Genomic DNA, 21,466 nt, shown 5'->3' with positions numbered 1-21,466 from the left:
CGGACCGTTCAACCGAAAACCCTGGAGGCACCCGCATGACACGCGCATTCGACGTCGTCGAGACCGGTATCGCCGACCTGCGCGCGGCGTTGGAGAAGGGCGAGACCACCGCGGTCGGCCTGCTCGACGCCTATCTCGCCCGGATCGACGCCTACGACCGGCCCGGCACCGCCACCGCGCTCAACGCGCTGGTCGTGACGAACCCCCGCGCCCGCGCCGAGGCCGAGGCCTCCGACGCCCGCCGCGCCCGCGGCGAGACCCTCGGCCCCCTCGACGGCATCCCCTACACCGCCAAGGACAGCTACCTCGCCGAGGGCCTCACCGCCGCCGCCGGCTCACCGGCCTTCGAGCACCTCGTGGCCCAGCGCGACGCCTTCGCCATCGAGCGCCTGCGCGCCGGCGGGGCCGTGCTCATCGGCCTGACCAACATGCCGCCGATGGCCAACGGCGGCATGCAGCGCGGCGTGTACGGCCGCGCGGAGAGCCCGTACAGCGCCGACTGGCTGACCAGCGCCTACGGCTCCGGCTCCTCCAACGGCTCCGGCACCGCCACGGCCGCCTCGTTCGGCGCCTTCGGCCTCGGTGAGGAGACCTGGTCCTCGGGCCGGGCCCCCGCCTCCAACAACGCGCTGTGCGCCTACACGCCCAGCCGCGGCGTGATCTCGGTGCGCGGCAACTGGCCGCTCGTCCCGACCATGGACGTCGTCGTCCCCCACACCCGCACCATGGCCGACCTGCTCGAACTGCTCGACGTCATCGTCGCCGACGACCCGGACACCCGCGGCGACCTGTGGCGCGCCCAGCCCTGGATCCCGCTGCCCGCGCCGTCCCAGGTCCGTCCGGCCTCCTACCCGGCGCTGGCCCCCGCGGACGCGGCAGCGGCGCGCGCGACGCTCGCCGGCCGGCGCGTCGGCGTCCCCCGGATGTACATCAACGCCGACCCCGACGCCGGCACCAACCCCGACGGCGGCATCGGCGGCCAGACCGGGCAGCCGATCGACACGCGCGCCTCGGTGATCGCCCTGTGGCAGGCCGCCCGCCGCGACCTGGAGGCCGCCGGCGCCGAGGTCGTCGAGGTCGACTTCCCCGTGGTGACCAACTACGAGTCGGACCGCCCCGGCGCGCCGTCGCTCCTCACCCGGGGCCTGGTCAGCCGCGACTTCCTCACCCACGAGATCCTCGACCTCTCCGCCTGGGCCTGGGACGACTTCCTGCGCGCCAACGGGGACCCCGCGCTGGCGACCCTCGACGACGTCGACGGCGCGCTCATCTGGCCCAAGCACCCCGGCGAACTGCCGGACCGCTACGCCGGCTTCGACGACGGGATCGCCGACTACCCGCGGCTGGTGCGCGACCACCCCTACGCGTCGATCACCGACATGCCGCACCTCGAGGAAGGCCTGCGCGGCCTGGAGGAGACCCGCCGGATCGACCTGGAGACGTGGATGGACGAACTCGGCCTGCACGCCGTGGTCTTCCCCACCGTCGCCGACGTCGGCCCCGCGGACATGGACGTGAACGAGGCCTCCGCCGACCTCGGCTGGCGCAACGGCGTCTGGGTCGCCAACGGCAACCTCGCCCCCCGCCACCTCGGCATCCCGACGGTCACCGTGCCCATGGGCACCATGGCGGACACCGGCATGCCCGTCGGGCTGACCTTCGCGGGCCGCGCCTACGACGACAACAGCCTGCTCCAGCTCGCCGCCGCCTTCGAGTCGACCGGACACCGCCGCACGGAGCCGCCGCGCACCCCGCGCCTTCCGGCTTCCTGACAACCTGACGATCCGTCAAGACACCGAGGAATTGGCGGGTTTACACCTTCCCGACCGCGATTCCACAGACCGGAGAGGCCGTTTCCACCAGAGGGTGGAGGCGGCCTCTCCAGCCCTTTCCTTCCGTCACTGGACGCTCGCCGCGGGTCGTACGACGATCTCGTTCACGTCGACGTACGGCGGCTGGGACATCGCGTAGGCGACGGCGTCCGCGATCGCGGAGGCCGGCAGGGCCACGGCGCGGTAGGTCCGCATGGCCGCCCGGGCGGCCGGGTCCGCGATGCCGTCGGCGAGTTCGGACTCCGTGACGCCCGGCGAGACCAGCGTGACCCGGACGTCACCGGCGGACTCCTGACGCAGGCCCTCGGAGATCGCACGGACCGCGAACTTGGTGGCGCAGTACACGGCGGCGGTGGGAGAGACCTCGTGCGCACCGACGGAGGCGATGTTCACGATGTGCCCGCCACCCTGGGCGCGCAGCACGGGCAAGGCGGCGGAGATGGCCGCCAACGCCTTGGCCGAGGCCCTGTACTCCCCCTTCGAAGCGATGGACAACCTGGCCCGCATGGTCTTCCTCGACCCGGTAGGTCGGCCGTTCCACCCCCGATGGGACCGGACGGCGGAGACAGTGGTGGGGCACCTGCGCCAGGCGTCCGGCGTCGACCCGGGCAGTCCGCGCCTACGGGCTCTCGTAGGCGAACTCAGCACGCGCAGCACGGACTTCGCCCGGCCGTGGAACACCCACACCGTGCGCGGCAAGACCCGTGAACACAAGCACGTCCACCACCCGGACGTCGGCGGCATGACCCTCACCCACCACGCGTTCGACGTGCGGGACGCCCCCGGCCAGCAGTTGATCATCTACCATGCCGAACCCGGCAGCCCCAGCGCCGAGGCACTCAGCCTGCTCGGCTCCGTGCACGCCACAGCGAACCGCGCCCACCGGCCCGCCGGGTGACAGCCCGCTCCGTGACGCCCGGCGAGTTTGCCTTAACCTTCATCCATTGCAACGGGCCGTTGCGTTCGAGTTCAGCGTCATTGCATCAGTTTACCGCTACTGAGCTGGCATAATGCCTTTCATGCGATTGACGCCACGTCAGGAAAAGCCGTAGCTTTCCAGTTATCCGAACGTGCGGCAACGCGAAACGAGGCACGGCCATGGGGGAATCCCCGCACACCGTCACCACCATGCCGGCGGCGCGCCGCCCCGGCTGTCCCTTCGACCCGCCCGCCGAGCTGATCGACGCCCGCCGGCACGGGCCGATGAGCCGCTACACCTTCCCCGGCGGGCAGCCCGGCTGGCTGGTCACCGGGTACGACCTGGTCCGGGCGGTGCTGGCCGACACCCGGTTCAGCTCGCGCAAGGACCTGATGCTCCACCCGACCATCGACTACGGCGACTTCGAGATCCCGCCGGCGCCGCCCGGGGAGTTCGTCCTCATGGACGAGCCCCAGCACAGCCGCTACCGCAAGCCCCTGACGGGCAAGTTCACCGTCCGGCGCATGCGGCTGCTCACCGAGCGCATCGAGCAGGTCACCGCCGCCCGCCTGGACGCCATGGAGGCCGCCGGGCCTCCGACCGACCTGGTGACCGCGTTCGCCAAGCCCATCCCCGCCATCGTGATCTGCGAACTGCTCGGGGTGCCGTACGAGGACCGGGGCTCCTTCCAGGAGCAGGTCGACTCGTTCATGAACGGGGAGACCAGCGACGAGGACCTCATGGCGGCCTACGCCGCGACCCAGGAGTACCTGGCGGAACTGGTGGCCGCCAAACGCGCCAACCCCACCGACGACGTGCTCAGCGACCTCACCGACAGCGACCTGACCGACGAGGAGCTGAAGGGGATCAGCCTGATCCTGCTCGCGGCCGGTCTCGACACCACCGCGAACATGCTGGCCCTCGGCACCTTCGCGCTGCTGCGCACCCCGGACCAACTGGCCGCGCTGCGCGCCGATCCCGCGCTCGCCGACCGGGCCGTGGAGGAGCTGCTGCGCTACCTGAGCGTCGCCAAGACCTTCATGCGGACGGCCCTGGAGGACGTCGAACTCGGCGGCCGGACCGTCAAGGCCGGCGACCGGCTGATCCTCTCGTTCAACACCGCCAACCGCGACCCCGAGCGCTTCCCCGATCCCCACGTGCTCGACCTGGGCAGGCAGGACGGCGGACACCTGGCCTTCGGCCACGGCATCCACCAGTGTCTGGGCCAGCAGCTGGCCCGCATCGAGATGCGGGTCGCCTTCCCCGCGCTGCTCGGCCGCTTCCCCACGCTGCGGCTGGCCGTACCGCCCGAGGAGGTCGCCCTGCGCCCGGAGCTCGCGGACATCTACGGGGTGAAGAGCCTCCCCGTCACCTGGGACGTGTGACCGATGAGGATCACCGTGGACGTCGACCGCTGCATCGGCTCCGGAATGTGCGCCCTCACGGCCGGCGAGGTCTTCGACCAGCGCGAGGACGACGGCACCTCGGTCGTACGGCAACCCGAGCCTCCGGCCGAGGCCTTGGACGCGGTGCGCGAGGCGGTCGCCCTGTGCCCCGCCTCGGCGATCAGCCTGTCGGCCGAGCTGTGACGGCCGGGCCGGTCCGACACATGATCGTCCGGTCGTCTCGCGGAGCCCGAGGCCCCGGGAGGGCCTGCGACGCCAGGGCCCACGGCCGGGCGTTCGGTGGCCGTGACCAGCGCCGACGGTCTCGCCTTAGGATGCGGGACATGAACAGCACCACGCCGCCGCACGGAGAGCCCATACCGACGACGCGGCGAACCCGCTGGCAGGAGGCGGGGCAGAGCGGGAACTTCGGCAGGCGGTTCGCCGACCTCATCTCCGCCGGCGAGGACGTCGACGGTGAGGCCCGGCTCGCCGACACGCTCCTGCCGCGCGGCGCCCGGGTGCTCGACGCCGGCGCCGGCATGGGCCGGGTCGCCGCGGCGCTGCTGCGGCGGGGGCACGACGTGGTCGCGATCGAGCCCGACCCGGCCCTGGTCCGGCAGGCCCGGGAGACCTACCCCGGGCTGGCGATCGAGGAGCGCGACATCCTCGACCTCGGCCCCGACGACGGCCCGTTCGACCTGGTCGTCTGCGTGGGCAACGTCATCGTCTTCCTCGCCGAGGACACGGAGCGCAGGGCGCTGGGCGCGATGCGCGACGTGCTCGGCGAGAACGGCCGGATCCTGGTCGGCTTCCACCTCCAGGACCCGCCACCGCACGCCCGCACCTACCCGGCGGCGGAGTTCGAGGCGGACCTGACCGCCGCCGGACTGCGCGTCGACCTGCGGGCCGGCACCTACCAGCTGCACCCCGCGAACGACGCCTACGGCGTCTGGGTCCTGAGCCGCGCCCAGGCGTAACGCCACCTCCCGGGGCCCTGCCTAGCCGCCGGGACGGTGCTCCCGTCCGTCAGGCGCGGGCGGCGGCCCTGCGCAGGCAGTAGGCGGCGGCACCGGCCGCGATCACCGCGGCTCCCCACAGGACCGAGGAGGGCGGCAGGGCGAAGGCCAGGAGCACGCAGCCGACGGCGCCGACGACGGGCACGATCCGCACGGGGCCCTTCACGGGGGTGAGGGTCCAGGCGGACGCGTTCGCGATGGCGTAGTAGGCCAGCACACCGAAGGAGGAGAAGCCGATCGCGCCGCGGACGTCCGTGGTGGCGGCCAGGACCGCGACCACCGCGCCGACCGCGAGCTCGGCGCGGTGCGGCACCTGGAAGCGCGGGTGGACGGCGGCCAGGACGTGGGGCAGGTGCCGGTCGCGGGCCATCGCCAGGGTGGTGCGCGAGACCCCGAGGATCAGCGCGAGCAGCGAGCCGAGCGCCGCGACGGCCGCCCCGGCGCGCACGACCGGGACGAGCGCGGGGACGCCGGCGGCACGCACGGCCTCGGTGAGCGGTGCGGCGGTGTGGGCGAGCCGGTCGGGCCCGAGCACGGCGAGCACGGCCACGGCGACGGCCGCGTAGACGACGAGCGTGATGGCGAGCGCGGTGGGGATCGCCCGGGGGATGGTCCGCTTCGGGTCGCGGACCTCCTCGCCGAGGGTGGCGATGCGCGCGTAGCCGGCGAACGCGAAGAACAGCAGGCCGGCGGCCTGGAGCACCCCGCCGAAGGTCGCGTCCGTACCGACGGCGAGCCGCGCGCCCTCGGCGGCGGGGCCGGTCAGGCAGGCGGTGACCACGGCGGCGAGCACCGCCAGGACGACGGCGACGATCCCCCGGGTCAGCCACGCGGACTTCCGTACACCGACGTAGTTCACCGCGGTGAGCACCACCACCGCGGCGACCGCGACCGCGTGCGCCTGTCCGGGCCACACGTAGGAGCCCACCGTGAGGGCCATCGCCGCGCAGGAGGCGGTCTTGCCGACCACGAAGCCCCAGCCCGCCAGGTAGCCCCAGAACTCGCCGAGCCGCTCACGGCCGTAGACGTAGGTGCCGCCGGACTCCGGGTAGCGGGCGGCCAGCCGGGCCGAGGAGGTGGCATTGCAGTACGCCACCACCGCGGCCAGGGCGAGGCCCGGCAGCAGACCGGACCCGGCCGCGCCGGCGGCCGGGGCGAGCGCGGCGAAGATCCCCGCGCCGATCATCGACCCGAGCCCGATCACCACGGCGTCGAACACACCCAGGTGGCGCCCCAGCTCCCCGGCCCGGGCCGCTGCCGGTGTCCCCATCGCTCGCTCCTCGACCACGGCGCACGGCCGTTCCGGACTTCGGTTCCGGCGCACGCTATAGGAGCAAGGTGTCGAGCCGGCCTCGCGGACCGGACCGAGGCGAGGGCCTGGCCACCGCCCGCGAGCCAGGACGCCTCACCGTGAGTCGGCACGAGCCCGCGGGTCGGTCCCCGCGGAGCACGTCATCCGACCTCGCGGGTGGCGGACCGGGCCGGGGCACCGAGCACCCGCCGCAGCTCCTCGACGCTCGGCGCCCCGTCCACCCGGCCGTCCGCACTCCGGTAGAGCCGGCAGGACACGCTCGGCGGTGTTCCGGGGGCGGCGAACGGGTCGGTCCCGTCGACCAGCAGGGTGGGCGAGCCGTGCATGCCCAGGCGTTCGGCGTCCTCCTGGTCCTCGACCACGTGCCGCACCAGCCCGACGCCCGGCAGGTCGGCCAACACCACGGCGAGCCGCTCCGCCAGCACCGACTCGTTCGGGCACTGCGGAACCGTCAGCATCTCCAGCCGCACGGCGGCCACCTCCTTCGTCCTCGTCGTCAGCACCGTTCACGCTAGACCGGATCACCGACCGGCGCGGTGGGTGCCCGGGATTGGCGAGGTGAGGGGTCAGGCGGCCGTCACGTGCCCCCACTCTCCGCATGAGCCGAAAGGTAAAGATTCTACCAAGTACGCAAGTATGCCCGGGGCGGAGGACTATGCTTTTCGAGGTTTGAAGAAGGCACCTCGTTCGGTGAGGCTTCTTCACGGACACAGGCCACTGATCCGACGACGTCGAGAGACGCCCAGGGTTAGGACAGATCCTCCCGACCTAAGGGTTGATCCGAAGTGGCTTCCGGCCTATGCGGCCGGACACGCCGTGGAGTGCCAAAGCTCTGACGAGTTGGGGTGAGTCGGCCGCTGTTTCCGCGCGCCGGCGAACTCCTTGCCGTGTCGATCACACGCACCACGGGGTGCGTCGACCGGGAGGAGGCGAGAGACATGGATTGCAGTAGTCCGGGCCACAGTCGCCCCTTCCCGCGCCTGCCCTCGTACACCTCCGGCACGCGGTAGCCACCTTCCCCGCGCGCACACGCGCCGCTGCGTCACGCCTGCCCGACGGCTTCGCCGTGCCCTGCGGCGTCGCGTCCTCGCAGCGCGCAGCGCGGTCTCCACCGGTTGCGATATCGGCACGGGTGCCCTGCGCACCTACCCGCCGATCGTGACGGTCCTGGTCGTCATCACGATCGTCCGGACCGCCCCGGGCGGCTGCCCGCATCGCACCGGGAGCGCCAGCCGCGTGCCACCATCCGTACCCCTCCTCCCGTGAAGGAGGTGCCGTCGTGCACACCCTGACCACCGTCGACTTCCTGGTACGGCTCGCCACCGGCGTCGCCTGCGGCGCGCTGATCGGCGTCGAACGCCAGTGGCGGGCCCGGATGGCCGGCCTGCGCACCAACGCCCTGGTCGCCGCCGGCGCCACCCTGTTCGTGCTCTACAGCGAGGCCGTCGGCGACGCCGGCAGCCCCACCCGGGTCGCCTCCTACGTCGTCTCCGGCATCGGCTTCCTCGGCGGCGGCGTCATCCTGCGCGACGGCGCCGGCGTACGCGGCCTCAACACCGCCGCCACACTGTGGTGTTCGGCCGCCGTCGGAGTCCTCGCCGCCTCCGGCAAACTGCGGTTCGCCGTCCTCGGCACACTCGCCGTCCTCGTCGTCCACCTGGTCCTGCGCCCGGCCGGCCGACTCCTCGACCGGGCCCCGCAGGCCGGCAGCGACCCCGACTCCACCACCCGCGCCACCGTCCACCTGGAATGCGACCGCAAGTCCGAGACCCACATCCGGGCCCTGCTGCTCCAGGCCCTCGCCGCCTCCGGACTCGCCCCCACCGGCCTGCGCGCCCGCCGCACCGACAACGGCGACGCCACCAGCCTGCGGGCCACCGTCGCGATCGCCCGACAGATCGCCCCGGCGCTCGAACAGGTCGTCACCCGGCTGTCCTTGGAGCCCGGCGTACGCGACCTGCACTGGCACCTCGACGACGGCCGCGACGCCGCCGAGCAGCCGACAGCCGGGCACCCGACGACAGCCGCGGAGCCGGCACTCGCCTGAGTACGGCCCACTCCCAGCCGCCCGTCGAAACCACCCCGACCGCCCCGACCGAGAGGACACCGCAGTGATCACGGCCCTCGACCACGTCCAGCTCTCCGCACCACCCGGCAGCGAGGCACTGCTGCGCGCCTTCTACGGCGACGTCCTCCAGATGGCAGAGCTGCCCAAGCCCGGGCCGCTGACCGGCCGCGGCGGCTGCTGGTTCGCCGCCGACGGCGGCCGGGTCCGGCTCTACCTCGGCGTCGAGGAGCGCTTCCGCCCCAGTACCAAGGCCCACCCCGGCCTCGCGGTCTGCGAGATCGACGACTTCGCCCACCGGCTCGCCGAACTCGGCGCGCAGGTGGTCTGGGACGACAGCCTGCCGCCCCAGCGCCGCTTCTACACCACCGACCCCGTGGGCAATCTCCTGGAGTTCGTCGAAGCCGCGGCCCCCTGACCGGACGGGGCCGGGCGCGTCACAGCGCGGCTTCCGCCCCGGGTTCGAGCTCGAACTCGGCGTCGTCGGCGTCGTAGTCGTACAGCTCCGCGTACCGACCCCAGTCGATGGCGGTCTCCAGCTGCCGACGCGCGCCGACCGGGTCGAAGCCGCGCCGCAGCAGGTCGAGGAAGAGGCCCTCGCGCAGGGTGTGGTCCTCGGTGGCCGCCAGGGACTGGACGATGGCGCGCACCAGCGGGGCACGGCGGGCGGCCAGCCGGGCGAAGAGCTGCTTGCTGGCGAGGATGTCGGCGGCCGCGAACTCCCGGCCGACGCCGGTGACCGCGATCCGGCCGGCCATGGTGGTGGCCAGGCCCAGCAGGACGGCGGCGTCCACGATCGGCAGGAGGTCGTCCACCTCGAAGTTGAGCTCGTCGGCGATCTCCGCGAGGCTCTCCTCCCCGCCCATCGCGAGCAGGATCTCCAGCAGGCCGGCGAGGCCGCCCACGCTCGCCTGCGGCAGCGGGACGGTGATCGGGGTCTCGACCGGACGGGCGGCCGGTCCGGCGCCGGCGGCCGCGCCCTCCTCCCGCCCGGTGAGGATGCCGTAGACCGTGTCGACCAGCGCCTCGAACTGCGGGGTGCGACGGTCGCGGGGCCGGGTCAGGTCCACCGTGAGTTCGGCGCGGATCCGCCCGGGGTTGGAGGAGAGCACCAGGATCCGGTCGGCGAGCAGCACCGCCTCCTCGATGTTGTGGGTGACGATCAGGATCGCCTTGACCGGCGCCTCGTGCCCTTCCCACAGGCCCACCAGCTCGGAGCGCAGGTTCTCGGCGGTCAGCACGTCCAGCGCGGAGAACGGTTCGTCCATGAACAGCGCGTCCGGCTCGACCACCAGGGCCCGGGCGAACCCGACCCGCTGCCGCATGCCTCCGGACAGCTCCTTGGGGTAGGCGCCCTCGAAGCCGTCCAGACCGATCAGGTCGATCGCGTCCAGCGCCCGTCGGCGCCGCTCCTCCTCCCCCACCCCGCGGGCCCGCAGGCTGAGTTCGACGTTCTGCTGGACCGTCAGCCACGGCAGCAGCGCGAACGACTGGAAGACCATCGCCACCCCGGGGTTGGCGGCGGTGAGCGGATCGCCCCGGTAGGAGACGGTGCCGGACGACGGGGCGATCAGGCCGGCCAGGCAGCGCAGCAGGGTGGACTTGCCGGAGCCGGACTTGCCGAGCAGGGCGACGATCTCGCCCTCGACCAGGCGCAGGCCGATGTCCTCCAGCACCGGCAGGGCCCGCCCGTCGGGGGTGGTGAAGGTCTTGGTCACGCCGACCGCCTCGACGATCGGGGTGTGGACGGTGCTGGTGGTCATCGCGCTCCCTCGGCCTCTCGGTCTCTCGGTCCCTCTGTCTCGCCGTCCCGCTGTCTCGCCGTCCCTCGGTCTCTCGGTCTCTCGGTCAGAGTGCGTAGCGGGTGTCGGCGATCCGGTAGAGCCTGCGCCACAGCAGGCGGTTGAGGGCGACGACGTAGATGCTCATGACGCTGATCCCGACCAGGATCCTCGGGAAGTCGCCGGTGGCGGTGGCGGCGGTGATGTAGGCGCCGAGCCCGGTCGCGGTCAGGTGGTGGGATCCGTAGTCGACGACCTCGGCGACGATCGAGGCGTTCCACGCGCCGCCCGCTGCGGTGATCCCGCCGGTGACGTAGTACGGGAAGACCGCCGGCAGGATGAACGCGCGCCACCGCAGCGTCCCGCTCACCCCGAAGCCGGTCATCGCCTCGCGCAGGTCGGAGGGGATCGCGTAGGCGCCGGCGATGACGTTGAACAGGATGTACCACTGCGCGCCCAGGGCCATCAGCAGCACCGCGCCGACGTTCAGCGAGATGCCCACCGCCACGAAGAGCACCGTGGCGAAGGGGAAGAGGAAGTTCGCGGGGAAGCTCGCCAGCACCTGCACCACCGGCTGGGCGAAGCGGGTGACCTTGGGGTTCATGCCGATCCACACACCGATCGGCACCCACACCACGGTCGCCGCGACGAGCAGGACCACGACCCGGCCGAAGGTGACCGCGCCCAGCCACAGGGCGTGGACGAACTCGCCCAGCCCGACCGTGGCGTCGACGTAGTCCAGGGCCCGCCAGGTGCCGAGCAGCACCACGGCCGTCACCGCGCCCGCGAAGAACACGTCCCCGGTTCGCTCGCGTGCCGCCGAAGGGGCCAGCGGGTGCTCGGCCAGGCCGAAGGCCCGGGTGCCGCGGTCGAGCGCCGTGCCGACCGGCCGCAGCGGCCGTCCGAGCAGCTCCGGCACGCTGGAGCGGCGCAGGAAGTCCAGCACGGCGCTGCGGGGCCGCTCGGCGGCCTCCGACTCCTCCACCCGGAACCGCTCCGACCAGGCCACCACCGGCCGCCAGAACAGCACGTTCACCCCGACCACCATCACGACCATCACCGCGATCGCGACGCCCACCTTCCCCAGGTCCCCCTCCTGGATCGCGGCGGCGGCGTAGGACCCGATGCCCGGCAGGGCGTACTGGTGCCCCAGGACCCTGATCGACTCGGACGCGGCGAGGAAGAACCACGCCCCGCCGAAGCTCATCATCCCGTTCCACACCAGCGGGATCATCCCGCCCGGCACGTCCAGCTGCCAGAACCGCTGCCACTTGGTCAGCCGCATCACCCGGGACGCCTCGTCCAGTTCCCCGGGCTGGCTGGTCAGCGAGGCGTAGAAGGCGAACGTCATGTTCCACGCCATCGACGTGAAGATCGCGAAGATCGACGCGCACTCCAGCCCCAGCGTGGAACCGGGGAAGAGGTTGATGAACGCGGTCACGGTCACCGACAGGAACCCCAGCACGGGCACCGACTGGAGGACGTCCAGCACCGGCAGCAGCACCTTCTCCGCCCGCCGCATCCGCGCCGCGGCCGTGGCGTAGACGAAGGTGAACAGCACGGAGACGACGAGCCCCACGAACATCCGCAGCAAGGACCGCACCGCGTAGTACGGCAGGTCCGACGGATCGGTCGACACCGTGGACGGCGCCTGCTCCGGCAGGAACGGCGCGTCCAGCGACGGGGCCAGCCGCAGCAGGCCGTACAGCAGCCCCACCAGCGCCGCCGTCACCAGCACGTCCACCCAGCGCAGTGCCGGGCGCCGCCACACGCCGCGGGAAGGGAACCCGCCCTCGCCCGACATCCGCACCACCCTCCGAAGCCCCTGGTCACCGCCGTCCGCGCCACTGAACCACGCCCAGCCCACCGGACCGCCCATCCCCGGGCACGCGACGGGACCGCTCACCGGCACGGACCAATGCCCCGGGCCCGGGCCCTGTGGTGTCTCAGGCCGCGAGGCCGACGTCGAGGACCGGGGCGGCACCGGCGGGGCGATAATTCCGGCCGGTCTCCACGACCCGCCTGTTAGGCTCCGCGGGTGTTCATCGTGATGTTCATCTGACGGTCCTGGGTCCCTCCCGCCCAGGTTCTGATCCGTCGAGGGTGCGGTTCCCCATGCCCTCCGGACTTCGATCACCGTCAGACGTCGGCGGCCGCGCACACGACTCCGGCCGCGCATCATCGGAGCCTCCTCATGCTCGCAGTGCTTCTCCTTCCCGGCGCGCTTCGCGCCTTCCTCCCCGCCCTGGTCGCCCGGTCCGCCCTGGCGATGGGCGGCCTGGCCCTCCTGCTCGCCGTCCAGGCCAGTACGGGTTCGTACTCCCAGGCCGGCTTCGCCACAGCGACGTTCGGGATCGCCAACGTCGTCGCCGCCCCCTGGCGCGCCCGGGCCGTCGACCGGCTCGGGCATCGGATCGCGCTCACCGCCATGGCGGCAGGCCAGGCCTCGGGGTTCGTCGCCCTCGCGCTCATCGCGGGAGCCGAGGGCGTCGCGGATGCCTGGTTCCTCGTCCTCGGCGCGGTGGTCGGCCTGACGGCGCCGCCCCTGGGGGCCGCGATGCGGATGATCTGGGCGTCGCTCACGACGGCCGGCGACCAGCGGACGAAGGCGTTCAGCATCGACGCGGTGTGCGAGGAACTCCTCTTCGTCGGCGGTCCCGTCGTCATCACCGCGGTCATCGTGGCCACGTCTCCCGCCACCGGACTCTGGGTGACCGCCGCCACGGTCTTCCTCGGCACCGCGGCGATGACGTCCAGCGCGTCGTCGGGGGCGCTGCGCGGAACCGGAGGGAGTGTCGCGCGGGGTGACCGCCCGCTCCAGCAGCCGGGATTCGCACGGGTGTTGACCGTCCTCGTGGGCGTCGGCGGCGTGCTCGGCGTCGCGGAGATCGCGGCGCCGGCCGTCGCCGCGCAGCGTGACGCCGTCGCGGCCTCGGGCTGGCTCCTGGCGGCCTTCGCCGGCGGAAGCGCCCTCGGCGGCTTCCTCTACGGGCAGCTGAAGCTCACGTCGGGAATCGGCGCGAGGCTGTTCACCCTGTGCACCGGCATGGGGCTCGCCGCGGTGCTCGTGTCCCAGCTGCACCCGCTCGGTCTCTTCGCCGCGGGCCTCGCCCTCGTCGGCCTCTTCCTCGCCCCCTCCCTCATCACCGGGTACCTCATCGCCGACACCGTCGTCCCGGAGTCCGGCCGGACGGAGGCGTCGACCTGGATCAACACCTCCGTGAACCTCGGCGCCTCGCTGGCGTCCGCCGCGGCCGGAGTCGTCATCGACACGTCCGGCGGCTGGTTCGCCCTCCTGCTCATGGGAGCGATCGCTCTCGCCCTCGCCACGGCCGCGCCGTTCGCACGACTGCGCGAGATGGAGCGGCCCGCGGCCCCGGCTCCCGATCGTTGCGAGAACGGCTGACGATCCCGTTGGCGTCACCGACGCCGACACCGGGCCCGGACCCGGACCGGCCACGACGAGCGACGAGGCCGCAGCTGCTGGGCTGCGGCCTCGTCACGGTGAGGAGCGTTTCAGTGCCGAACGCCGCCGTGGCACAGCCGGGCGGTGTGGACGGTGTCGGCCGTGAGGTAGAAGGCGTCGGGACGTCCGAGGATGCCCGCGGACGTGTCGCTGTCCAGGAGCTGCTCCAGCGTTGCGCGGTCCTCCGGATCCAGCCGGTCACCGATCCGGTCGCGCAGCCGGGTCAGACGCAGGTGCAGGTACTCCCGCGCCGACATCCCGAGGGGGGACGTGAGATCGGTGAAGAAGCTGCGCGTCCCGCTGGGGACGAGCCCGGCACGGGCGAGCATGGCCGGCCAGTCCTCCACCGTCGCGGCCACGCCCGGCAGTTGGTCGCGCATCGCGCCGAAGGCATCCTCGGCGGCCGCGTCCAGGCGGGCCTGCAAGCCCGGACGCCCCGTGCCGATGTCGCGGGGCAGGAAACGCGGGGGAAGCCCGCTCTCGGCGACGGCGAGGAGCCCGCCCGGCCGCAGGCAGGCGACCAGGGAGCGCAGTGCCGCCTGCTGGTCCCCCACCTGCTGGACACCGTGACGGCTCCAGATCAGGTCGGCGGCACCCAGCGCGTCGAACTCGCCGCTGACGTCCGTCAGTTGCGTGACGACGCGGTCCGCCACCCCCTGAGCCGCCGCGCGCGAACGGACCTGCTCCAGGAGGCCGGGCGACCGGTCGACGGCTACGACCTCGGCGTCCGGGAAGGTCTGCGCCAACAGGCAGGTCACCACGCCCGGCCCGCTGCCGACGTCCAGCACCCGGTGGACGGGGGCGTGTCCGCCGCCGCCGATCCGCAGCAGACCCCGCAACCACTCCACGGCCCGCAGGAGAGCGGGGGCGTGCACGCCGGCTTCGCGTTCCCGGAGCGCGCCGGAGGCGTCCCACCCGAGGTCCTGGTCGTGCTGCGGGTTCATGAGTCCATGCCTTCCTTCGTGGGTCGGTCCGGGTCCGCGCTCAGCGGAGGAAGGGGGCGAGCTGGCGCTCCAGGACCGGCTTCGGCGCGGCACCCGTCCACGCCATGGCGACGGCGCCGTCGGTGTAGACCACGAAGGCGGGGATCGACGTGACCCCGTACCGCTCCGCCAGTCCGGCCTCCTCATCGACGTTGATCTTGACGACGTCCAGGACGCCCGCGTGCTCGGCGGCCAACGCCTCGACGATGGGAGTGACCCTGATGCACGGCCCGCACCACGCGGCCCAGAACTGGACCAGGACGGGGCGCTCCGCCTTCAACACGCGGGCGGGGAAGGTCTGTTCGGTGACACTCTCCACGAAGCGGGTGGACTTTGCGGCCATGGCGGGGCTCTCCTCTTCCGGTGCGTTCGCGCACGAGCGCCGCTCCCGGCGGGACCGGACCCGGACCGGGGCGGCGCTCGAACCTCAGCTCCGAGGGTGCGCCCGCAATCGCGGAGGCGGCAAACAGACTTGCCGTTTCCGCAAATATGGTTCCTGGTTCAGGGAAGGTGCGGGGGCCGGGGCACGCCCGGTCTACGATGCGGTCGGGTCGTGGAGCGACGCGTCGGCGGGCCCCTGACGGAAGCCGGTGAACCGTACCTGAAGGCCCTCGCGCTGCGGGGAGCAGCAGAAGGGGCCGGCTGATGCCACCGCCTCCGGCGCCAGCGGGGCGAGCCGGACCATGCGCCACGGGTCGTCGTCGCGACGGGCCCGGATGGTCAGGGCATCGCCGACGCGGCTGGCCCGGACGGTGATGTGGCGCCCGTTCCATTCGGGCACGGGGGCCAGGGACCAGTCGGACTGGCCGCGGGTGACGACGGCGCCCAGGTGCGGGACGCCGTCCGTCATCTCCACGCCGGCCTTGATCCACGTCCGCTCGTCCACCCGGACCATGAGTCCGGCCTGGTCGTAGAGGGCGTCGAAGTCGGCGACGAAGGTCACTTCGACGGCGCTGGCGTCCGGCAAGGGGGTCAGCAGCGCGTGCCCGTCGTCCCGGACGAAGCCGTAACTGGTGGTGCGCCAGAAGTCGCTGCGGTCCCGGGTGGTGACGAGCAGCCCGGAGCCGTCGTGGACGGCGTCCAGCGGAGGGTTGAGCCAGGTCGCGTCGTCCCAGCCGATGGTGTGCTGATCGCTCATGTCTCTGCTTCCGTTGTGCGGGTGGGGCGCTCGGTCGGTGTTCGTCCGCCCCGGACTCCTCCGCGCCCGTCGACGCGAGGGGAACCCGTCGCGCGGCGGGCGTCTACGGGTGGTGGAGGGCGTCGGCGTGGCGTCCCGTCGGCAGGCCCCCGGGGGCCAGGAGGATGCCGGCCCCACCACGCCCGTGCCGGACACCGGCCGCCCCCGGCCAGGGTACTGGCCAGGGTTCGACACTGGCTCGACGGGCCCGTGGTCCCGGGATCGTGGTCGGTGGACGCCGCACGGCTTCCATGGCCGCGAAGGAGCTGACGGGGGTGGGGCCTGTTGGCAGGGGCTTCCGGCGTCGGCACGACCGCCCTGGGGCCCGCAGGCCGACCAGCGCCGGACGCCTTGCCGGCCTGCCGGAACCACGGGTGGACGGGCTCCGCGGCGACGACGCCCGGACGTTGCTCGACTCGATGCCGCCCGGTCCGGTGCACCCCCGCGTGCGGGGCGCGATCGTCGCCGAAGCACGCGTCACCCCGCCGGCGCTGCGGGAGCTGCCGCGCGGTGGGAACGAAATCAGGAAGGGGCAAGGGGACATGACCGGGTTCCAGCGATGGGGCGTCACCACGGCGATGGTGGGCCGCGAGGACGAGCAGGCGGAGCTCGCGGCGTTCGTGACGGCCGCGACGGGCCAGGCGCTGGTCCTGCGGGGGGAGACGGGGGTCGGCAAGAGTTCGTTGTTGAGCCACGCCGCCGCGCTGGCGGAGCGGGAGAGCCAGGTCGTCATCCGGGCCGCCGGTGTCGAGGCGGAGTCCGAGCTGCCCTATGCCGGGCTGCACCAGGTCCTCCATCCGCTGCTCACCGACGTCGCGCGGCTGGACGACGGGACCCGGGCGGTGTTCGACGCCGTGTTCAGCGGAGTGCGGGGCGATCCGCCGTCGGTCATGGCGCTCGGCATCGCCGTGCTCAGCCTGCTGTCGCTCTCCGCCGCGCAGCGGCCGCTGCTGCTGGTCCTCGACGACGCGCAGTGGCTGGACGACTCCAGCGCCGACGTCTGCGGCTTCGTAGGCCGACGCCTGGCCGGCGGCCCGGCGAAGATGCTGGTCGCGGTCTGCAGCGACATCACGTCCCGCTTCGACACCGCCGCACTGCCCGAACTGCCGGTCACCGCCCTCACCGACGAGGACGCGGCCCGCCTGCTGGACCACCGGTACCCGGAGCTGAGCCGACAGGTCCGTCGAATCGTCCTGGAGCGGGCCCGGGGCAACCCGCTGGCCCTGCTGGAGCTGCCCGCCCACTTCGTCGGCCGGTCGAGCGATCTCCCGGTCGAAGACCTGGTCGGTCAGCACGGCGTGCCGTTGCCCCGACGGCTGCAACGGCTGTTCGGCACCCGCATCGCCGCCCTCGACGAGCGGGTGCGGACCGAGCTGCTGATGGGCGCGCTCGACGGCGCCGGGGCCCCGAGCGGCACCGACACCGTCCCCGGCACCCGTTACGGCATGCGTGACGCCGACACGGCGGTGGCCGCGGGGCTGCTGGACATCGAGGTGGTCACCGGTGATCTCGTCTTCCGGCACCCGCTCGTACGGTCCGCCGTCGTGCGGATGGCCACTCCCAACCAGCGCCGCGCCGCCCACCTGGCGCTGGCACAGGTTCACCGGGAGAACCTCGAACGCCGGGCGACGCACCTGGCGGCGGCAACGGTCGATCCGGACGAGGACGTCGCCGACATCCTGGAGGCGGCGGCCGAGTCGGCGACCCGGCGCGGCGGCGCGCTGGCGGCCGTGGCCTGGCTGACCCGGGCCGCCGAGCTCAGCGAGACCCACACCGGCCGGTCCCGGCGCCTGGCCGACGCGGCCTTCGTCGCCGCTCACGCCGCCCGCCTCGGCCAGGCGCACCGGCTGGTCCAGGCGGACCTCACGCCCGGCTCGACGGGGTCGCCGGCCTCGGTGCTGGCGGCCGCCTACCGGGCGCTCCACCAGGACGGGGACGTCCGCTCCACGCACCGCCAGGTCTCGGCCGCGATCGAGAAGCTCCGGGACGGCGGGTCGGCCGTCGCGTCGGCTGTCGGCGAAGCCGAACCTGACGAGGTCCTCACCCGGCTGGTGGTTCTGCTCCTGACGATCAGTCAGTACAGCGGGGACCGCGCGGCCTGGGAGAGCACGCACGAACTCCTCGCCTCCCTGGGCAGCCTCCTCACCCGACGCTCGCGTCTCTACAGCGGCACCTGGAGCGACGTGACCAGGCACGGAGCCGGCTTCGCCGGGCCGGTGCGACAGGCCGCCGCGACCCTGCCGGACCTGGAACCCTGGGACGTCACGCAGTTCGGCGCGGCCGCGTACCACCTCGACCTCCTGAGCCACTACCGCCCCCACCTGCAGCGTGTCGTCGACCGCGAGCTGGAGACCGGGGCCGTGGCAACCGGCATGGTCATGCTGCACCAGATCATGCTCGACCAGTTGACGGTCGGAGAATGGGCCGAGGCCGAGGACACCGGACAACGCGGCCTGGACCTGGCGACCGATCACGGCCACCAGCTGTTCGCCGCCCAGAGCCGCGCGTACCTTGCCCAGCTCGCGGCGCTGCGCGGACAGGTCGGGCGGGCCCGGGACCTGCAGGCCGAGGTGGACGCCTGGGCCCGCCCGCGCGGACTGGGATTCCTGACCCAGGTCGCCGACGCCGCCGGCGCGACCGCCGCGCTGAGCTCCGGCGACTACGAGACCGCGTACCTCTACGCCATCGGCATCACCCAGCCGGGTGAGTTCCGGCCCTACGCCTACCAGGCCTCGCGCACCCTGCTCGATCTCGTCGAGGCCGCCCGGCACACCGGACGCGTCGACCAGGCCCGGGCGCACGCCCTCGCCGCCCGCGACGCCGGTCTGCCGGAGGTGTCGCCCCGCCTGGGGCTGATCACCTACGGCGCGCTGGCGATGACCGCCGAGGACGAGCGGGAGGCCGCCGAGATGTTCACGCGGGCCGAATCCCAGCCGGAGGCCACCCGCTTCCCGTTCGAGCTGGCCCGGATCCGGCTGGCGCACGGCATCCGGGTGCGCCACGTCCAGGGCCCGGCCCCGGCGCGGCAGTACCTGGTCCCGGCGGCCGAGGTGTTCGAGCGGCTGGGCGCGGCCGGCTGGACCGAACGGGCCCGGGCCGAACTGCGCGCCACCGGGGCCCCGCCCCGCGTCCCGACGCTGACCGTGGCCCCGCTGACCTGGCAGGAACGCCGCATCGCCGACCTGGCCGCCGGCGGCCTGACGAACAAGGAGATCGGCGCGCGGATGCACCTGTCGCCGCGTACCGTCAGCTCGCACCTGTACCGCGTCTTCCCCAAGCTGGGCATCACCGCCCGGGCGGCACTGCGCGACGCGTTGAGCCGGACCGACGCGGCGCAGGTCTGATGCCCGCGCTCACCCTTGTGGGGCCACGGCCTCGACGCCGTTGGCGGCCAGCCAGCCGAGGACGTGGTCGGCGACCGAACGCCAGCCGCTGTCGAACACCAGGGAGTGCCCCCGATCGGCGAACTGCTTCAGGTCCGTCACGGCGGAGGAGTCGCCGTAGAGCTTGTAGACCGAGCGGGTCACGGCGTCCGGGACCATCCGGTCCTCCTGGCCGGAGACCAGCAGCAGCGGTCCGCGCGCCGTATTGGCCGTGTCCACGACGGTGCCGGCCGGCCCGGTGGCGGTGCCGTCGAGTCCGAGGTCCGCGAGCAGCCGGAGCGGGGCCGGGACGGCGTACCGGTCGAAGAGCTGCTCGGCCTCCCCCTCTCCGACCGTGTTGACGACGAGGTGTCGGAACCGGGCGCGCGGCAGCTGCCCGAAGCCCGGGTGCCGGGTCGGGCCGGCCGACATCAGCGGCCACGGCCGGGACCGGCCGTCGGCCGGCGGCACACCGCCGGCCGGCAGCGGCGCGAGGGCGACGGCGGCGCGGCCGAGGTCGGCCCCGAGGAGGTGCTGGGCGATGAGGCCGCCGGCCGAGTGCCCGATGAGGACCGGCGGGTCGTCGAAGCCGCGCACGACCTGCTCGTAGTGGGCCGCGAGCGCGGCGAGCCCGAGGTCGCGCGGCGGGCCGGGATCGCGGCGGGCCCGGTCGGCGGTGTGGGCTTCGCCGGGCCAGCCCGGGACGCACACCGCGTAACCGTAGGCGGTGAACCGCTCGGCCCAGCCCTCCCAGGAGGACATGTGGAACCACGCACCGTGGATGAGGACGACGGGGGTTTGTTTCACGGCCAGACCTTCCGAATTGCACGCACGACGATCCGCCGGCATCACGGCGCTCCTTCGAGGATCACCGAGCGGCAGGCCGGCGGACACAGTCGAATGACTGAATCCGGCGGCCCGGCAGACCCTTCGCGGGTCCGCGGGCGTCTTCCCGCGTCTCGACGTCATGTGACCGATGCGGCCGGCCGGCGGCCGGAGAACAGTGGAGGCACCAGCGGGTCTCCAGGAAGGATCAGAAATGATCGACAGGCGTGCCTTCACCAAAGCGGTCGGTCTCGGCATGGGCGCCACGGCCGTGTCGGTCGGCGCGGTCTCGAACGCGCCTGCCGCCCTCGCGGCCGGTTCCGACCGGCCCGGCCGCCCGGCCCCGGTCATCCCGGCCGTCACCGCGGGCACCCACACCACGTTCACCGACCTGAAGCGGGTCCAGGCCGGCGTGCTCGACATCGGCTACGCCGAGGCCGGGCCGAAGCACGGGCCCGTGGTCATCTGCCTGCACGGCTGGCCCTACGACATCCACAGCTATGTCGACGTGGCGCCGCTGCTGGCGGACGCCGGCTACCGGGTGATCGTGCCGTACCTGCGGGGCCACGGCACCACCACCTTCCTGTCCCCGACAACCGTCCGTACCGGGCAGCAGTCCGCGATCGCCCTCGACGTCATCGCCCTGATGGACGCCCTGAAGATCCCCGAGGCGGTGCTGGCCGGCTTCGACTGGGGCTCGCGGGCCGCCGGCACCGTCGCGGCGCTGTGGCCGGAGCGGGTCAAGGCCCTGGTGGCGGTGAGCGGTTACCTGATCGTCAACCTCCCCTCGCAGAAGAACCCGCTGCCGCCGAAGGCCGAGCGCACCTGGTGGTACCAGTACTACTTCACCACCGACCGCGGCCGCGTCGCCATGGAGACCAGGCAGAACCGGCACGACCTGTGCCGGCTGGTGTGGGAGGAGACCTCCCCCACCTGGAGGTTCGACGACGCCACCTTCGAACGCACCGCGGCGGCGTTCGAGAATCCCGACTACGCCGCCATCGTGATCCACAACTACCGCTGGCGTCTGGGCCTGGCCGACGGCGAGCGCCGCTACGAGCACTACGAGCGGCTACTCGCGGCCCGACCGCCCGTCACGGTGCCGGCCATCGCCGTGGACCCCGCCCTCGACCCGTTCCTGCCCACCACCGACGGCAGTGGGTACCGGAAGTTCTTCACCGGCCCCTACGAGCACCGCGTCCTCACCGGCATCGGCCACAACGCGCCGCAGGAGGCGCCGACGGCGTTCGCCCAGGCCGTGGTGGACGCCGACCATCTGTGACCCCTGCTGATCCCGCACGGCCGTCACCGGACGGCCGTCACCGCATCGCCGTCACCGC

At 73.2% G+C, this 21,466-nt stretch carries 17 protein-coding genes, 2 pseudogenes and 1 riboswitch; of the genes and pseudogenes, 10 read left to right on the top strand and 9 right to left on the bottom strand.

Annotated elements, in window-relative coordinates; all coding sequences use genetic code 11:
• Positions 1–35: 35 nt before the first annotated feature.
• Positions 36–1,772, top strand: coding sequence for an amidase (locus tag ACWDD9_RS27695; RefSeq protein WP_449813013.1), 1,737 nt, complete (start codon positions 36–38; stop codon positions 1,770–1,772).
• A gap of 126 nt (positions 1,773–1,898) precedes the next feature.
• Here ACWDD9_RS27695 and ACWDD9_RS27690 read toward each other — a convergent pair.
• Positions 1,899–2,282 (bottom strand): annotated as a pseudogene (locus ACWDD9_RS27690) (SDR family oxidoreductase); the annotation flags it as partial.
• Here ACWDD9_RS27690 and ACWDD9_RS27685 point away from each other — a divergent pair.
• The 4 genes and pseudogenes from ACWDD9_RS27685 to ACWDD9_RS27670 form a co-directional block, all read left to right on the top strand.
• Positions 2,272–2,730 (top strand): annotated as a pseudogene (locus tag ACWDD9_RS27685) (MmyB family transcriptional regulator); the annotation flags it as partial. The pseudogenes ACWDD9_RS27690 and ACWDD9_RS27685 sit on opposite strands and share 11 nt — an antisense overlap.
• 200 nt (positions 2,731–2,930) lie before the next feature.
• Entirely contained in the window at positions 2,931–4,136 is a 1,206-nt protein-coding gene (locus ACWDD9_RS27680; RefSeq protein ID WP_449813012.1) for a cytochrome P450, read from the top strand.
• Positions 4,137–4,139: 3 nt separating this feature from the next.
• The gene (locus ACWDD9_RS27675; RefSeq protein WP_449813011.1) at positions 4,140–4,340 is read left to right on the top strand and encodes a ferredoxin; all 201 of its coding nucleotides are present in this window, start codon (positions 4,140–4,142) and stop codon (positions 4,338–4,340) included.
• Positions 4,341–4,480: 140 nt separating this feature from the next.
• On the top strand, positions 4,481–5,116 hold the full coding sequence (locus tag ACWDD9_RS27670; protein WP_449813010.1) for a class I SAM-dependent methyltransferase: 636 nt from the start codon (positions 4,481–4,483) through the stop codon (positions 5,114–5,116).
• A 49-nt stretch (positions 5,117–5,165) separates the two neighbouring features.
• On the opposite strand, the gene ACWDD9_RS27665 is transcribed toward ACWDD9_RS27670, so the two are convergent.
• Together ACWDD9_RS27665 and ACWDD9_RS27660 are read right to left on the bottom strand one after the other, a co-directional pair.
• Positions 5,166–6,425 (bottom strand): APC family permease, encoded by a 1,260-nt coding sequence (locus ACWDD9_RS27665; protein ID WP_449813009.1) that lies wholly within the window; start codon positions 6,423–6,425, stop codon positions 5,166–5,168.
• A gap of 182 nt (positions 6,426–6,607) precedes the next feature.
• Positions 6,608–6,970, bottom strand: coding sequence for a DsbA family protein (locus ACWDD9_RS27660; protein WP_387829957.1), 363 nt, complete (start codon positions 6,968–6,970; stop codon positions 6,608–6,610).
• A gap of 172 nt (positions 6,971–7,142) precedes the next feature.
• Positions 7,143–7,319: riboswitch (M-box (ykoK) riboswitch) on the top strand.
• A 427-nt stretch (positions 7,320–7,746) separates the two neighbouring features.
• Between ACWDD9_RS27660 and ACWDD9_RS27655 the strand changes: the two genes are divergently transcribed.
• Entirely contained in the window at positions 7,747–8,514 is a 768-nt protein-coding gene (locus tag ACWDD9_RS27655; protein WP_449813008.1) for an MgtC/SapB family protein, read from the top strand.
• 64 nt (positions 8,515–8,578) lie between these two features.
• Positions 8,579–8,950 carry a VOC family protein gene (locus ACWDD9_RS27650; RefSeq protein ID WP_387829953.1) on the top strand — a complete coding sequence of 124 codons (372 nt, stop codon included), beginning with the start codon at positions 8,579–8,581 and terminating at the stop codon, positions 8,948–8,950.
• A 19-nt stretch (positions 8,951–8,969) separates the two neighbouring features.
• Here the strand turns inward: ACWDD9_RS27650 and ACWDD9_RS27645 are convergent, their stop codons facing one another.
• Positions 8,970–10,295: an ABC transporter ATP-binding protein gene (locus tag ACWDD9_RS27645; RefSeq protein WP_049650703.1), complete on the bottom strand. Its 1,326-nt coding sequence runs from the start codon at positions 10,293–10,295 to the stop codon at positions 8,970–8,972.
• A gap of 85 nt (positions 10,296–10,380) precedes the next feature.
• Positions 10,381–12,117: an ABC transporter permease gene (locus ACWDD9_RS27640; protein WP_449813007.1), complete on the bottom strand. Its 1,737-nt coding sequence runs from the start codon at positions 12,115–12,117 to the stop codon at positions 10,381–10,383.
• A gap of 390 nt (positions 12,118–12,507) precedes the next feature.
• Between ACWDD9_RS27640 and ACWDD9_RS27635 the strand changes: the two genes are divergently transcribed.
• Positions 12,508–13,719: an MFS transporter gene (locus tag ACWDD9_RS27635; protein ID WP_449813006.1), complete on the top strand. Its 1,212-nt coding sequence runs from the start codon at positions 12,508–12,510 to the stop codon at positions 13,717–13,719.
• Between the two features lie 110 nt (positions 13,720–13,829).
• Here the strand turns inward: ACWDD9_RS27635 and ACWDD9_RS27630 are convergent, their stop codons facing one another.
• The 3 genes from ACWDD9_RS27630 to ACWDD9_RS27620 all read right to left on the bottom strand — a co-directional run bounded on the left by ACWDD9_RS27630 (position 13,830) and on the right by ACWDD9_RS27620 (position 15,900).
• Positions 13,830–14,723, bottom strand: a complete 894-nt coding sequence (locus ACWDD9_RS27630; RefSeq protein WP_449813005.1) for a class I SAM-dependent methyltransferase — start codon at positions 14,721–14,723, stop codon at positions 13,830–13,832.
• A 40-nt stretch (positions 14,724–14,763) separates the two neighbouring features.
• Positions 14,764–15,105, bottom strand: coding sequence for a thioredoxin family protein (locus ACWDD9_RS27625; protein WP_449813004.1), 342 nt, complete (start codon positions 15,103–15,105; stop codon positions 14,764–14,766).
• Positions 15,106–15,297: 192 nt separating this feature from the next.
• Positions 15,298–15,900 (bottom strand): DUF1349 domain-containing protein, encoded by a 603-nt coding sequence (locus ACWDD9_RS27620; protein ID WP_449813003.1) that lies wholly within the window; start codon positions 15,898–15,900, stop codon positions 15,298–15,300.
• A 581-nt stretch (positions 15,901–16,481) separates the two neighbouring features.
• Between ACWDD9_RS27620 and ACWDD9_RS27615 the strand changes: the two genes are divergently transcribed.
• Positions 16,482–19,283, top strand: a complete 2,802-nt coding sequence (locus ACWDD9_RS27615) for a helix-turn-helix transcriptional regulator (RefSeq protein WP_449813002.1) — start codon at positions 16,482–16,484, stop codon at positions 19,281–19,283.
• 9 nt (positions 19,284–19,292) lie between these two features.
• On the opposite strand, the gene ACWDD9_RS27610 is transcribed toward ACWDD9_RS27615, so the two are convergent.
• Positions 19,293–20,108 (bottom strand): alpha/beta hydrolase, encoded by an 816-nt coding sequence (locus ACWDD9_RS27610; RefSeq protein ID WP_449813001.1) that lies wholly within the window; start codon positions 20,106–20,108, stop codon positions 19,293–19,295.
• Between the two features lie 232 nt (positions 20,109–20,340).
• Between ACWDD9_RS27610 and ACWDD9_RS27605 the strand changes: the two genes are divergently transcribed.
• Positions 20,341–21,408 carry an alpha/beta fold hydrolase gene (locus ACWDD9_RS27605; protein WP_449813000.1) on the top strand — a complete coding sequence of 356 codons (1,068 nt, stop codon included), beginning with the start codon at positions 20,341–20,343 and terminating at the stop codon, positions 21,406–21,408.
• The last annotated feature ends 58 nt before the right edge of the window (positions 21,409–21,466 follow it).

This window comes from Kitasatospora sp. NPDC001119 (genome assembly GCF_053598475.1).
Note: the sequence above shows the minus strand (reverse complement) of the source record. Positions and strands in the feature narration are given on the sequence as shown.

What these genes read in the sequence shown, in the direction of transcription:
- ACWDD9_RS27625 (WP_449813004.1), bottom strand. Translation starts at nt 15,105, where the DNA reads ATGGCCGCAAAGTCCACCCGCTTCGTGGAGAGTGTCACCGAACAGACC.
- ACWDD9_RS27620 (WP_449813003.1), bottom strand. Translation starts at nt 15,900, where the DNA reads ATGAGCGATCAGCACACCATCGGCTGGGACGACGCGACCTGGCTCAAC.
- ACWDD9_RS27640 (WP_449813007.1), bottom strand. Translation starts at nt 12,117, where the DNA reads ATGTCGGGCGAGGGCGGGTTCCCTTCCCGCGGCGTGTGGCGGCGCCCG.
- ACWDD9_RS27630 (WP_449813005.1), bottom strand. Translation starts at nt 14,723, where the DNA reads ATGAACCCGCAGCACGACCAGGACCTCGGGTGGGACGCCTCCGGCGCG.
- ACWDD9_RS27680 (WP_449813012.1), top strand. Translation starts at nt 2,931, where the DNA reads ATGGGGGAATCCCCGCACACCGTCACCACCATGCCGGCGGCGCGCCGC.
- ACWDD9_RS27675 (WP_449813011.1), top strand. Translation starts at nt 4,140, where the DNA reads ATGAGGATCACCGTGGACGTCGACCGCTGCATCGGCTCCGGAATGTGC.
- ACWDD9_RS27695 (WP_449813013.1), top strand. Translation starts at nt 36, where the DNA reads ATGACACGCGCATTCGACGTCGTCGAGACCGGTATCGCCGACCTGCGC.
- ACWDD9_RS27665 (WP_449813009.1), bottom strand. Translation starts at nt 6,425, where the DNA reads ATGGGGACACCGGCAGCGGCCCGGGCCGGGGAGCTGGGGCGCCACCTG.
- ACWDD9_RS27635 (WP_449813006.1), top strand. Translation starts at nt 12,508, where the DNA reads ATGCTCGCAGTGCTTCTCCTTCCCGGCGCGCTTCGCGCCTTCCTCCCC.
- ACWDD9_RS27615 (WP_449813002.1), top strand. Translation starts at nt 16,482, where the DNA reads ATGACCGGGTTCCAGCGATGGGGCGTCACCACGGCGATGGTGGGCCGC.
- ACWDD9_RS27645 (WP_049650703.1), bottom strand. Translation starts at nt 10,295, where the DNA reads ATGACCACCAGCACCGTCCACACCCCGATCGTCGAGGCGGTCGGCGTG.
- ACWDD9_RS27670 (WP_449813010.1), top strand. Translation starts at nt 4,481, where the DNA reads ATGAACAGCACCACGCCGCCGCACGGAGAGCCCATACCGACGACGCGG.
- ACWDD9_RS27605 (WP_449813000.1), top strand. Translation starts at nt 20,341, where the DNA reads ATGATCGACAGGCGTGCCTTCACCAAAGCGGTCGGTCTCGGCATGGGC.